The sequence below is a fragment of the Paracoccus sediminilitoris genome (assembly GCF_003259195.1).
Taxonomy (GTDB): Bacteria; Pseudomonadota; Alphaproteobacteria; order Rhodobacterales; family Rhodobacteraceae; genus Paracoccus; species Paracoccus sediminilitoris.
Genome location: NZ_QJPK01000003.1, coordinates 78,953 through 91,140, shown reverse-complemented (window position 1 = coordinate 91,140; position 12,188 = coordinate 78,953). Strand labels below are relative to the sequence as shown.

Sequence of the window (12,188 nt, the reverse complement as noted above, 5' to 3'; positions counted from 1 at the left end):
AGTCTGGATCAGGCGCGTTCGCTGTATTCGAAGGCTTCGGTATTGACGATGATCGCCTCGCCCTCGCCGACGAAGGGCGGGATCATGATGCGCACGCCGTTGTCCAGCGTCGCGGGCTTGTAGCTGTTGGCCGCGGTCTGGCCTTTGACGACCGGCTCGGTTTCGGCGACGGTGCAGGTGACCTTCTGCGGGATCGAAACCGAGAGGGCTTCCTCGCCGTAATATTCGACGGTGGCGATCATGCCGTCCTGCAGGAAGGGGCGGCGGTCACCCAGAAGATCGGCGTCCAGTTCCGTCTGCTCGAAGGTCTCGTTATCCATGAAGACCAGCTTGCCGTCGGTTTCGTACAGGAATTGCTGGTCTTTCTGGTCCAAGCGGACGCGTTCGACCTTGTCTTCGCTGCGGAAGCGTTCGTTCAGCTTGCGGCCGTCGCGCAGGTTCTTCATCTCGACCTGGGCAAAGGCGCCGCCCTTGCCGGGCTTGACGTGGCTGACCTTCACGGCGCCCCACAGGCCGCCATCATGTTCCAGCACGTTGCCGGGACGAATTTCATTGCCGTTGATTTTGGGCATGGGATGCTCTTGCGTGTTTGCGGAAAATTCCGGCCGTCCGCGTGTTGAACGGCATGATGCTGCCCCTATATCGAGGCAGAACGAATGAGGCAACCAGAACGGATCTGCGGCGTTGTCAAGGCGCGATCTGTGGCACCAATTCGCTGACGTGACGTCGCAGGGGTAAAAATTCCCGCAATTTGGGCGTCATGCGCTAAGAACATGGCTGACATGCGATCCGGGGGATACCGAATCGGCGTTCCGAAAGGCTAAGGCGGGCGTCACCGTCGGAGAAACGGATTTTAAGAAACTGGGAAAGCGTTCAAGTTTTCCCCAAAGGCTCTGTTGCCTTATCAGAGCCGCAAGAGATGGACGAAACGAGATGCGCGATTTTGTTGACGGCTCGGCCTTCAATTTCGAACAGGGCCAGCGGGCCCGCAAGCTGTTTGCAGCGGTGGTTCTGGCGGCGCTGGACGATGCCATCGCCGATGACAAGAAATATGGAAACGGCCCCGAACAGATTGCCCGCTGGGCACGGTCGCGCGATGGCCGCGAGGTTCTGTCCTGTGCTGGGATCGACCCCAACGAACGCGTCGTGAAGGGTCTGATGGAATTTGTCTCGAAGGGCGTGCGCACCTCGGTCGCGCTGTCGCGCGAGGAAAGCGAGCGCCGCATGGCCGCCGAAGCCGAAGAGGCCGAAGCCGCCTGACCACCCCGTCGCATCACGATTTTCAGGCCGTCCTGCGGGACGGCCTTTTTTGTTTGCCGCCCTATCGGGGCGTCAGAAGGGTCACGTCGCGCTGCGAATAGAAATGGCGCACGTCTTCGGCATGGCACAGATCGGTCGCGGGCGTCATGACGGCGGCAGATGCGGCGGCAGTGCCCAGGGCCAGGGCCTCGGACATGGGCCAGCCGCGCGACAGGGCCAGAACGAAGCCCGCGACGAAGCTGTCGCCCGCGCCCACGGTGCTGACCACGTCGACGGGGGCCGCCGCCGCGTGCCAAGCGCCCTCCTTGGTGGCCACCACCGACCCGTCCGCCCCCCGCGCCACGACCACCGCATGGGCCGCGCCGTTGCGGACCAGATCGGCGGCGAAACCGGCGCTGTCCTCGCGCAGGGGCAGGGGGCGCCCGCAAAGTCCCTCGGCCTCGCGGCTGTCCATGCGCAGCACGTCCACGGGGATGGATGATCCGGCCAGCGCGCGCAGGGCCTCTCCCTCGGCGTCGACCATGAGCCGCGCGCGCCCATCCTTCAGGCGCACCGTCAGCATCTGTTCGAACCCCGCCGCGACGCCGGGCGGGTTCGACCCCGACACCACCACCCAGCCCCCTGCGCGGGCGGCCTCGGCGATGGCGGTCATGGCCGCCGACACATGGGTCATGTGCCATTCCGGCCCCGGCATGATGAACCGGAACTGGCCACCCGTGGCGCGGTCGGTCACGGCCAGCGACTGGCGGGTTTCACCGGGCGCCGTCACCCGCAAGACCTGCAGACCGGATGTCTTCAGCATCTCGGCCATGCGGGTGCCATTGGCCCCGCCAAGGGCCACCATCGCCGTGGACTGGCCGCCGATGATCTTGATCGCGCGGCTGACGTTGATGCCGCCGCCGCCGGGAAAGGTCGCGGGCTTGTCGCAGCGCAGCTTGCGGTCGGGACCGACCTGATCGGTCGCGGTGGTCAGGTCCAGCGCCGGGTTCAGCGTGACGGTCAGGATCGGGGACTGGCCGCTCATTCCCACCAGCGATCGATGCTGGCGATGTCGTCGTCGGACCAGCCGAAGTGATGGGCCATTTCGTGGGTGACCACGTGGATGACCAGGTCTTGAAGTCCTATGTCGCCGCGCGCGGCCCACTCGTCGATGATCGGGCGGCGGAACAGCCAGATGATGTCCGGCCCGCCGGGCTGGTCGGCGATGGATTTCTGGGTCACCGGGATGCCGTCATAAAGGCCCGTCAGTTCGAACGGATCGTCGATCTGCAATTCGTCCAGCATCTCCTCGGGGGCGAATTCGGCCACCCGGATGGCCACCGCCGCCGCGGCGGGGGCGAATTCGGCGGGCAGCGCCGTCATCGCCGCGCGGGCCATCGCCTCGATCTCTGCGGCGTCCGGGGCTGCAAGCCCGTCCCAATCACTCATCCGTGCCTCCTGCGTTTGGCCCATGATATGGACAAAAACCGGGCTTTGTGAAAGAGCAACCGGTAACAGGAGACGCCCCATGACCATCACCCGCTTCGCGCCATCGCCCACCGGCAACATCCATGTCGGCAATCTGCGCACCGCCTTGTTCAACTATCTGATCGCCCGCAAGAACGGCGGGCAGTTCATCCTGCGCCTGGACGACACCGACCAGGAACGCTCCAAGCAGGAATATGTCGACGGCATCAAGCGGGACCTGGACTGGCTGGGCCTGCATTGGGACAGGGTGGAACGCCAGTCCCTGCGCCTTGAGCGGTATTCCGAGGTCGCCGCCGATCTGCGCGCCAACGGTCGCTTCTACGAGGTGTTCGAGACCCCGACCGAGCTGGACCTGAAGCGCAAGAAGCAGCTGAACATGGGCAAGCCGCCGGTCTATGACCGCACCGGCCTGAACCTGAGCGAGGCCGACAAGGATGCCCTGCGCGCCGAAGGACGTCAGGGATACTGGCGCTTCCGCCTGGATCACGAACGGATCGAATGGCATGACGGCATCTTGGGCGACATCTCGATCGATGCGGCCTCGGTCAGCGACCCGGTGCTGCTGCGTGCGGATGGGCAGGTGCTCTATACCTTCGCCAGCAGCGTCGACGACACGGACATGGCTGTCACCGACATTGTGCGCGGGTCCGATCACGTCACCAACACCGCCACCCAGATCCAGATCATCAAGTCGATCGGCGGCACGCCGCCCCGCTTTGCCCATCACAGCCTGCTGACGGGCGCCAAGGGCGAGGAACTGTCCAAGCGGATCGGCGCGCTGTCGCTGAAGGATCTGCGCGAAGGCGGCGTCGCCCCCGAAGCCCTGCTGGGCCTGATGGCGCGCCTGGGGTCGGGTCAGCCCGTGGGCCTGGCATCGCTGGACGAACTGGCCGACAGCTTCGATCTATCGAATTTCGGGGCTTCACCCACGAAATTCGATGCCGACGACCTGTGGCCGCTGACCCGCGAACGCAACCAGTCGCTGCCCTTCGATCAGGTCGCGGACCGCATCGCAGCACTGGGCGTCCCTGCCGATCAGGCCGAACGGTTCTGGCGTGTGGCATCGCAGAACATCACCCGGCTGGAGGATCTTGAGGCATGGTGGCAGATCTTCAGCCAAGGCGCCGATCCGCAGATCGACCCCGAGGATGCCGATTTCATCGCCCAGGCCATGAGCCTGCTGCCGCCGCCGCCCTATACCGACCAGACCTGGGGCGAATGGACCAGCGCCGTCAAGGAGGCCACGGGCCGCAAGGGCAAGGGCCTGTTCATGCCGCTGCGCAAGGCCGTCACCGGTCAGGCGCATGGCCCCGACATGTCCGATGTCATGCCGCTGATTCAAGTGGTCAAGGCCCGCTGAAGACGCACCGTCCGACCAGAATCAGCGCCGTCCCCGTGCCATCCGGGGGCGGCGTTTTTCATTGCCGAAGCGGGCGGTGGCAGGAAATTCGCGAATGGTCGAAAAACTTTCCCCAAAGCGCTTGACGCCCCCCGCCGAAGCTTCTAAATCCGCCGCACCTGTGGCGGAGTAGCTCAGTTGGTTAGAGCAGCGGAATCATAATCCGCGTGTCGGGGGTTCAAGTCCCTCCTCCGCTACCAGGTCATCCCATCAGAACGACTACTGACCTTCCAGCGCCGCATGCCAGTCGGCATAGGGCGTGTTCCGCACCATCCTGCGGTTCATGTCGGGGGCACCGTCATCCCACCAGACCGGACCGCGTTCACCCAACCCCCGTTTCGCGGCATCGACCTGATCGCGGGCCTTGCGCAAGGCGACATCGTCATCGCCCTGCTTGGCGGCCTTGACCGCGCGGCGCGCATCCATCAGCTGGCTGACCAACTCCTTATGCCGCGCGGGAGCAAGACCCGGATTGGTCGCCCGCCACAGACGCCCCCTGACGATGATATAGCGCCCGTCGGGGGTATGCAGGACATCCCCGGTCATGTCGGGAAACCGCGGCTGAGGCCCGTCGCACCCGCCAGCCCGAACCGCCACGGCAGGTCCTGCGCGCGGCTGATGCCGATGCGGGGCCCGATCAGAAGCGGCGCCATGTCCTGCGGCAGGCCGATGCCCATGTCGCGCCCGTCGAAGGGCGCACCGTCATCCGTGATCCGCAAATCCAGCGCCTGCGACAGCCGACCCGGCCCGTCGCACAGCGTCCGGTCGTTCCGGCGTATCCGCATCAGCGCCAGGCCGCGATCAGGGGCCAGGGCGCGGATCAGCACGGCCTCGGCGGGGCGTGCGACGACGTTCAGGCACAGGTGGATGCCATAGGATCTATAGACATAGGCATGCCCCGCTGGCCCGAACATCGAGGCATTGCGCGGGGTCGGGCCGCGATGGCTGTGGGATGCGGGGTCTTCGGCGGTATAGGCTTCGGTCTCGATGATGATGCCGCCGCAACCGCGCAGGTCCAACCTGGCGCCGATCAGCCGTTGCGCCAGCGTGACGGCGTCCATGCCGGCGATCAGGTCGATGAAATCAGGGGCAGGGTGGTGGTGGGCGGGCATGTTCTAATCCTTGGCAACCGCGCTGACCGAAAAGCTGATCGCGACCGACATCAGCACCGCGGACCCCAAGGCCATCAGGATATAGGTATGGGCGCACAAGCGCTGGCTCTTGGCCTCGCGGTCCAGCCCAAACAGAAGGGCGCAGGCCCCTGCAAAAAGGGTCCGCAGCATGAATTCCGAAAACTCGACCATGTCTTGCTCTCCCCCGGGACCCCAAGTCCTGAATGCAACGTCCGCCGCAAAGGGACGTTCCGGGACGATCAGCCTGCCCCAATGGGCAGGTTCACGGGAAAGACGGGTTGACCGGTTTCGGCCTCGTGGCGGGCGGCCTGAGCGACCAGGCGTTCGCGCACCGCGCAGGACAGTTCCCAAGACGTGTTCGGATCGGCACAGGGCACGCTGAACCACACCTCGAGGCCGAAGGCGTCATGTTCGGCGACATTGACGCTGGACCCGTCCAGCTGGGTCAGGTTCTTGCCCATGTCCTCGTTCTTCACGTCAACCAGGATCTGGTCGAAGATCCGGCGCAAGGCCGAGATGTCGGCACGCGAATCCAGCCGCAGCTTGATGACGCGCAGCATTTCGGGGTCTTGCAGCGTCCAGTTGGAAAAAGTTTCCGAGACGAACTCCTCGACCGGGACGATCAGGCGGGTGCTGTCCCAGTTGCGCAGCTGGACATAGGTCATGTTGATGCGTTCGACATGGCACAGCTCGTTCTTGTAGAGCACCCGGTCGCCCACGCGCGCCGACTGGTTCAGCGCGATCTGCAGCGATGCCATGATGTTGCCAAGCAGGTTGCGCGCCGCAAAGCCCAGGATGATCGTCAGCGCACCCGCCGAGGCCAGCAGCGACAGCCCGAGGCTGCCCGCCAGGTTGGCCGAGGACAGGACGATCCCCACCCCGATCAGGAAGACCACGATGACAAGCACCCTGCGCCCGGCGTTCAGGCGCGTGGCCAGCACGCGCGCCTCGGCCTGTTCCGCCAGGGTCAGGTCGACATCCTCGCCCGGCGCGATCAGCCCGTCCAACAACACCTCGACCCCGTTCACGATGAACAGAAGGATGGCCGTGACGAAACCTGTCGCGATGGCGGGGGCCAGAAACACGTCGATCTTGCCCGAAAAGACGAAGACATTGCCCGACACCCACCAGATCAGGCTGGTGACGGTGATGATGATCAGGGGCTTTGAAGCTGCGCGCAGGATGCCCGTGGCGATCTTGCCGTTCGCGCGGCGCCACGCCATCTTCAGTGTCCGGTGGACCAGCCATCCCAGCAATACCGCAGCCGCGATCAGCAACGGCAGGCCGATCCATTCCCATAGCATCAGCCCGCCCAGGGTCTTTTCGCGCATTTCCTGTGGCAGCGCTGTTTCGAACCTGGAGGGCCCATAGACGCCGTGTAGGGCGGGGATGTCGCGCACGGTCTGGGCGGGGAACAGCCAGATCGGATCGCCGCCGCCCGGAGGCTGCAGCCGATTCAGGCGGATTTCGGCGGGGATCAGGCCGACGGACAGGTCGCGGAGCAGCAGCGACCGACGCGGATTGCCCGCCATCGCCTCGGTATCGTTGCCCTGCGTCTGCAAGCCATCGGGGCGGTCGTTCAGCATCGACCAATCCAGCACCGCCTTGCGGTCGATCACGTCGTAAAGCTGATGGGCCAGCCTGGGTCCCCGTTCGGCCTGAAAGTTGGCGGGGATGTCGGACAGGTCCAGCACATGGGCGGCGGCGGCCCAGTCTTCCTCATCGGCCGCGCGCAGGAAACTGGCCATCGCGGCGCGGGGCGTCCGGCGATCGATACGGTCCGGCGTGAGCCCCAGGCCCGCGTTCAGCACGGGCGTCTCGAAGGTGGCATCCTGGGCCTGCGCCGGATGCAGGGTCGTGGCAAAAAGGGCGGTCGCAAGGATCAGAATCTGGCACAGCCGGTTCATGTCGTCGTTCCTTCGGCTTGATCGTGGCGCGGAATGCTGTGGCGGTCCGACCAGGCCCTGGCCGCCTGCACGTCGCGATGATCGCAATTGGGCCCGACCTGCCTGCCCAGCAGCGAAAGGGCGGCCATCAGTTCGGCGGTGTGGGCGTCGTGAAAGGGTTGGTCATCGCCATCGCGCACCATGTCGCACAGGTTTCGGATGGCCAAGGGAAAATCCATGCGCGGATCGTCGGGTACGAAAAATCCCGGCAGGGGCGATGCGACCATCTTAATGGCGACGGCAGCCAGGTCGGGTCCCAGCCCCGCGACCCGCGCAGGGCCCTGACTGTCGCCCGCACTGCGCGCCAATGCGTTGAAGCGCATCGCAAAGGCCCGCGCGCTGTTGGTGGTCTGCAGGACGTTCAGGACGAAACTGACCGACAGGGTCAGCAGAATCATGCCGTTGACAGCGGCGATCATCGACAGGATGTCCCACCAACCCCCGGTGACCGACACGGTGGACGCCCCCAGTGTCGAAAGCGCCGAACCCGCGAATGCGACGGTCTGGACCAGCGTGGCGGGCTGACCCGTCTGCGATTCGACCAGCGACAGCCCCGCGCGATACATCAGTACATAGCCCAGCAGGTGCAGCGCCACCCAGATCGCGGCGATCATGATCAGGATCAGCGGTCCGATCAGCTTGCGGATCGACCAGCCCATCGACCGTTCGGTCCGGCGGGCCAAGGCCGAAAGGATGCGCCATAATCCCGCCGCCACGCGTGCGCTGATGAAGCCCAATCCGCTGAGACTGACGGTCGTGCGCAAAAAATCACAGAAGGTGATCAGCACGATCACGGCGCCAAGGACAAAGAGGATCGGGTCGGTCATCTGTGATGTGCCAGCATGTTTCGGTCGGTTTCAGGGGTTCGGAGCGGGGATCATCGTCGCCATTCGACAGGTCAACCGCCACAGGGCCACCCGGGTCCCCCATCGGGCGGGAATATCCCGCCCGACGGGTTGTTCAGGTCTTGGCCTCGGCGGGTTCGCCGGGGTCGAATTCGCTCAGCGCGGGGCGTTTGCCGATGGTGATATGGTCGATATCCTCGGCCCCCAGACCCCGGATCAGTGCCGGGATCATCATCGAGACCAGCAGGAAGATCGGCAGCCCGATGACAGTGATGACCTCTTGCAGGGCGGTCAGGCCGGCCTCTCCGGCCAGCAGGATCAGCGTGGCCGCGATCATGCCCTCGGCCACGCCCCAGAAGACGCGCTGGTGGACCGGGCCGGGTTCGGCGGTTCCGCTGCACAGCATGTCCACGACCAGCGATGCCGAATCCGACGACGTGGCAAAGAAGATCGCCACGACCAGCACCGCGATCCCCTGCATGACGGGTGCCCAAGGCAGTTCGGCAAAGAAAGCGAACATGGCCAGCGGCACCGACGTTTCGACCGCGGCGCTGATGCTGCCTGCGGCCCCGCCCATCGCGGCGCGCGCGCTTTCACCCAGGCCGTCGATCTGCATGGCCTGCCAGCCGAAGATCGCGAACCAGATGACGGTGAACAGCGACGGCGCCAGCAGCACGCCGAAGACGAATTCACGGATCGTCCGCCCGCGCGAGATGCGCGCAACGAAGAGGCCGATGAAGGGCGACCAGGTCACCGTCCAGGCCCAGTAGAAGACCGTCCAGTTGCCCTGCCAGCCCCAGTCGCCGGTTCCCATGCCATCGCCGTGCAGCATGTCGTTCCAGAAGGCCAGCCGCGGCAGGTTGGACAGATAGAGGCCGACCGTTTCGACCATGCCGCGCAGCAGGAACAGGGTAGAGCCGGTGACCAGCACAAAGACCATCAGCCCGACCGCCATGCCGATATTGATGTTCGAGAGGATCTTGACCCCCTTGTCCAAGCCCGCGACGATCGAGGTCGTGGCGACCGCCGTCAGTGCCGCCAGGATGGCCAGGCGCAGCCAGGTTCCGTTTTCCAGGCCGAACAGCGCCGACAGACCCGCCGCCACCTGCGACGACCCGAGGCCCAGCGACACGGCGACCCCGAACAGCGTGCCCAGGATCGACACGATGTCGATGGTCTTGCCGATCGGGCCGTGGATGCCTTCGCGCAGCAGCGGATAAAAGACCGAACTGACCCGCACCGGCAGGTCATAGCGGTTGATGAAATAGGCGAAGGCCAGACCCGGCAGCGCGAAGATCGTCCAGGTGTGCAGCGCCAGGTGATAGAGTGAGATCGAGATCGCGTCCTGCGCGGCCTGCAGCGTGAACGGCTCGACCCCCGGCAGGGGCGGTTCCTTGTAGTGGCTGATCGGTTCGGCCACGCCCCAGAACATCAGGACGGTGCCGATGCCGCCCGCGAACAGCATCGTGAACCACGAGAGGTTCGAATATTCGGGACGCGAATTGCGTGGCCCAAGCCGGATATGGCCATGCCGCGACATGGCGGCATAGATCAGAAAGCCCAGCCAGACATTCACCGCCAGGATGAAGAACCAGCCAAGGTTCGTCACGATCCAGGCGCGGCCCGTGGAAAAGGCCCCGCCGATCTGGTCTGGCAGCGCGACCAGCAGCACGACGAAGACAAGGCTGAGCCCCGCCGAGACGAAAAAGATGGTCGGGTCCACCCGAAGGCCCAACCTCTGCGCGAGTTTCTCCATGAAAATGCCCCCTCGTATTCCTGTTGTTGAAGGGTCAAGTTCCGGGGAACCAGAACGTTCCATCGCCTTGTCCTTGCGGTGCGGTGGACCCGCAGGCAGGCCATGCGCAATCGATTGTGGAACGAAGTGGGTGCATTCAAGTTGGAGGGGGGCGGCCGTGATCCGGCGCGCGACGATGAAATGCGAGATCATGACGGGGAATATCAGATGAACAAGCGACTGGCGCGGCCCGGGCATAATTGCTGGCGGGTCGAACAGACCGGACGCTTCACGATGATCGCCGATGCCGACGACTATTTCACCGCCGTACGCCGCGCCATGCTCACGGCCCGCCGCAGCATCCTGATGATCGGTTGGGATTTCGATGCGCGGATCGATCTTGGCGATGCCCGCGACGATGGCGGTCCCGCCAAGCTGGGCGATTTCGTCATGTGGCTGGCGCGGCGCACGCCGTCCTTGCATGTGCGGTTGCTGCGCTGGGATACCGGGGCCTTCAAGGCGATGTTCCGGGGATCGACCCTGCTGACCATCCTGCGCTGGAAAGCGCATCCACGGATCACGCTGCGGCTTGATTCCAAGCATCCCTTGGCCAGCTCGCATCACCAGAAGATCGTGGTGATCGACGATTGCATCGCCTTCTGCGGCGGCATCGACATGACGGAAGGGCGCTGGGACACGCGTCAGCATATCGATGACGACCCGCGCCGGATCAGCCCCAAGGGCAAGGCCATGCCGCCTTGGCACGACGCCACCAGCGCCTTCGATGGCCCCGCCGCAAGGGCCATGGGCGATCTGGCCCGCGAACGCTGGCGCATCGCGTCGGGCGAAACGCTGTCGCCGGTGACCGATACCGGAAAATGCTGGCCCGAGGGATTGGAGCCGACCTTCCGCGACGTGGCCTTGGCCATTGCCCGGACGCGCCCCGAGATCCCCGACGTGCAATCCTCGTTCGAGATCGAGCAGATGTATCTGGACCTGATCGCGAAGGCGCGACACCGGATCTATGCCGAGAGCCAGTATTTCGCCTCGCGCCGGGTGGCCCAGGCCATCGCCAAGCGCCTGGTCGAGGAAGACCCCCCCGAGATCGTCATCATCAACCCGATCACCGCGCAGGGCTGGCTGGAACCCATCGCCATGGACACCGCTCGCGCCAAGCTGTTCGAGGCGCTGAAAAAGCTGGATCACAGCGACCGGTTCCGCATCTATCACCCGGTCACCACCGGCGGGGCCGAGATTTACTGTCATGCCAAGGTCACGGTGGTGGACGACACCTATCTTCGGGTGGGGTCGTCGAACTTCAACAACCGGTCGATGCGGCTGGATACGGAATGCGACATCGTGGTCGCGGCGGAACTGGACAGCCAGTCCGACCTGCGCGACCAAATCACCGACCTGCGCGACGACCTGCTGGCTGAGCATCTTGACCTTGAGCCGCGTGAAGTATCCGAGGCCTTGGCCGGGGATGGCAGCCTGATCGCCTTGATCGAGGGCCGCATGAAGCCGCGCGGAGAGGGCCGCACGGTCATCCCCTACGAGGTGCCGGACCTGAACGGTTTCCAGGAGTGGCTGGCCGAAAACGAGATCCTGGACCCCGAGGGACCCGAGGAGATCTTCGAATCGCTCAGCAAGCGCGGCCTGTTTCGCAAATGGAACCTGCGTGAATGGCGGCGGCAGCGGAAACTGCGCAAGTCACGCAGGTGAGGGGCCTTCGGGCAGTCCCTTGACCATGCCGGTATAGCTGTTGCTGCTGAGAAGGCCCAGGTCGATGGCCCGGCGGATAGCTTCGGGATTGTCCTCGACACCCAATGCGGCACGGGCGGCATGCAGGCGGTATCGCAGCGCGGTCCGCGAGATGCCCAGATGCGCGCAGGCCTGTTCATAGGTCATGCCGCAGGCGATCGCCTCGAGGGCCTCGACCAAGATGGGCCGCATCGCCGTCGCGCGGTCCAGCAGGGCATGGCCTTGCTGCAGCAGCTCCTGCATCCGGGCGATCTCGGGGTCGGTGAACTCTCGGTCCGACCGCGCGGCCCCCAGGAGCGACCGGGACTGGGGCAGGCCGCAGCTGATCGACACGCCAAAGGCCAGTCCGGCGTCTGCGGCCTGTCGCATCACGTCCAGCGGATCGGCGATCTGCCTGACCAGATCGCTCCAGCGGATGAAGCCTTCGTTCTGGATGCACCAGATGACCGAAGGGTCCGCGACGATCATGTTCAATCGCGTGTAATCGGTGATCCAGCTGCTTGGATAGGTGCAGACCCGCCTGATGGGCCGGGAAAAGCGGACGTGGTACCCGACCATGACCCCACGCGGTGCCAATTCTGCCAGCGCGGTATCGATGCGGTTCAGCATATGGAGTGGCATAATGTGCCCGTTCCCGCGCAA

The 12,188-nt window shown here is 64.9% G+C and carries 13 protein-coding genes and 1 tRNA gene; 4 read left to right on the top strand and 10 right to left on the bottom strand.

Features of this window, described 5'->3' with window-relative positions; genetic code table 11:
• Nucleotides 1-8 precede the first annotated feature (8 nt).
• Entirely contained in the window at nt 9-572 is a 564-nt protein-coding gene (gene efp, locus DKT70_RS06105; RefSeq protein WP_072295881.1) for an elongation factor P, read from the bottom strand.
• A gap of 361 nt (nt 573-933) precedes the next feature.
• Between efp and DKT70_RS06100 the strand changes: the two genes are divergently transcribed.
• Complete coding sequence (locus tag DKT70_RS06100; RefSeq protein WP_042251710.1) at nt 934-1,260, top strand: DUF6280 family protein; 327 nt, start codon at nt 934-936, stop codon at nt 1,258-1,260.
• A gap of 61 nt (nt 1,261-1,321) precedes the next feature.
• Here DKT70_RS06100 and DKT70_RS06095 read toward each other — a convergent pair whose 3' ends face one another.
• Together DKT70_RS06095 and DKT70_RS06090 are read right to left on the bottom strand one after the other, a co-directional pair.
• Complete coding sequence (locus tag DKT70_RS06095; RefSeq protein WP_111558303.1) at nt 1,322-2,284, bottom strand: 1-phosphofructokinase family hexose kinase; 963 nt, start codon at nt 2,282-2,284, stop codon at nt 1,322-1,324.
• A complete protein-coding gene (locus DKT70_RS06090; protein WP_072295883.1) occupies nt 2,281-2,688 on the bottom strand; it encodes a metallopeptidase family protein in 408 nt (135 codons plus the stop codon). The genes DKT70_RS06095 and DKT70_RS06090 overlap by 4 nt, the downstream gene beginning before the upstream one ends.
• A 79-nt stretch (nt 2,689-2,767) precedes the next feature.
• On the opposite strand from DKT70_RS06090, the gene gltX reads away from it, so the two are divergent.
• Together gltX and DKT70_RS06080 are read left to right on the top strand one after the other, a co-directional pair.
• Nucleotides 2,768-4,087: a glutamate--tRNA ligase gene (gltX, locus tag DKT70_RS06085; protein WP_111558302.1), complete on the top strand. Its 1,320-nt coding sequence runs from the start codon at nt 2,768-2,770 to the stop codon at nt 4,085-4,087.
• 162 nt (nt 4,088-4,249) lie between these two features.
• Nucleotides 4,250-4,326: transfer RNA gene (locus DKT70_RS06080), tRNA-Met, on the top strand.
• Between the two features lie 19 nt (nt 4,327-4,345).
• On the opposite strand, the gene DKT70_RS06075 is transcribed toward DKT70_RS06080, so the two are convergent.
• The 6 genes from DKT70_RS06075 to DKT70_RS06050 form a co-directional block, all read right to left on the bottom strand.
• Nucleotides 4,346-4,672, bottom strand: a complete 327-nt coding sequence (locus tag DKT70_RS06075; protein ID WP_111558301.1) for a hypothetical protein — start codon at nt 4,670-4,672, stop codon at nt 4,346-4,348.
• A complete protein-coding gene (locus tag DKT70_RS06070; protein WP_111558300.1) occupies nt 4,669-5,238 on the bottom strand; it encodes a DNA-3-methyladenine glycosylase in 570 nt (189 codons plus the stop codon). The genes DKT70_RS06075 and DKT70_RS06070 overlap by 4 nt, the downstream gene beginning before the upstream one ends.
• Nucleotides 5,239-5,241: 3 nt before the next feature.
• Complete coding sequence (locus tag DKT70_RS06065) at nt 5,242-5,430, bottom strand: MgtC/SapB family protein (RefSeq protein WP_111558299.1); 189 nt, start codon at nt 5,428-5,430, stop codon at nt 5,242-5,244.
• A gap of 68 nt (nt 5,431-5,498) precedes the next feature.
• Complete coding sequence (locus tag DKT70_RS06060) at nt 5,499-7,166, bottom strand: mechanosensitive ion channel family protein (protein WP_111558298.1); 1,668 nt, start codon at nt 7,164-7,166, stop codon at nt 5,499-5,501.
• Nucleotides 7,163-8,032, bottom strand: a complete 870-nt coding sequence (locus DKT70_RS06055; RefSeq protein ID WP_111558297.1) for a hypothetical protein — start codon at nt 8,030-8,032, stop codon at nt 7,163-7,165. Before DKT70_RS06055 ends, DKT70_RS06060 begins: the two co-directional genes overlap by 4 nt.
• 133 nt (nt 8,033-8,165) lie before the next feature.
• Nucleotides 8,166-9,806 (bottom strand): BCCT family transporter, encoded by a 1,641-nt coding sequence (locus tag DKT70_RS06050; RefSeq protein ID WP_111558296.1) that lies wholly within the window; start codon nt 9,804-9,806, stop codon nt 8,166-8,168.
• A gap of 207 nt (nt 9,807-10,013) precedes the next feature.
• Here DKT70_RS06050 and DKT70_RS06045 point away from each other — a divergent pair, with 207 nt between their 5' ends.
• Nucleotides 10,014-11,507, top strand: coding sequence for a phospholipase D-like domain-containing protein (locus DKT70_RS06045; RefSeq protein ID WP_111558378.1), 1,494 nt, complete (start codon nt 10,014-10,016; stop codon nt 11,505-11,507).
• Here DKT70_RS06045 and DKT70_RS06040 read toward each other — a convergent pair.
• Nucleotides 11,496-12,155: an autoinducer binding domain-containing protein gene (locus DKT70_RS06040; RefSeq protein WP_158529956.1), complete on the bottom strand. Its 660-nt coding sequence runs from the start codon at nt 12,153-12,155 to the stop codon at nt 11,496-11,498. The genes DKT70_RS06045 and DKT70_RS06040 overlap by 12 nt on opposite strands.
• Between the last annotated feature and the right edge of the window lie 33 nt (nt 12,156-12,188).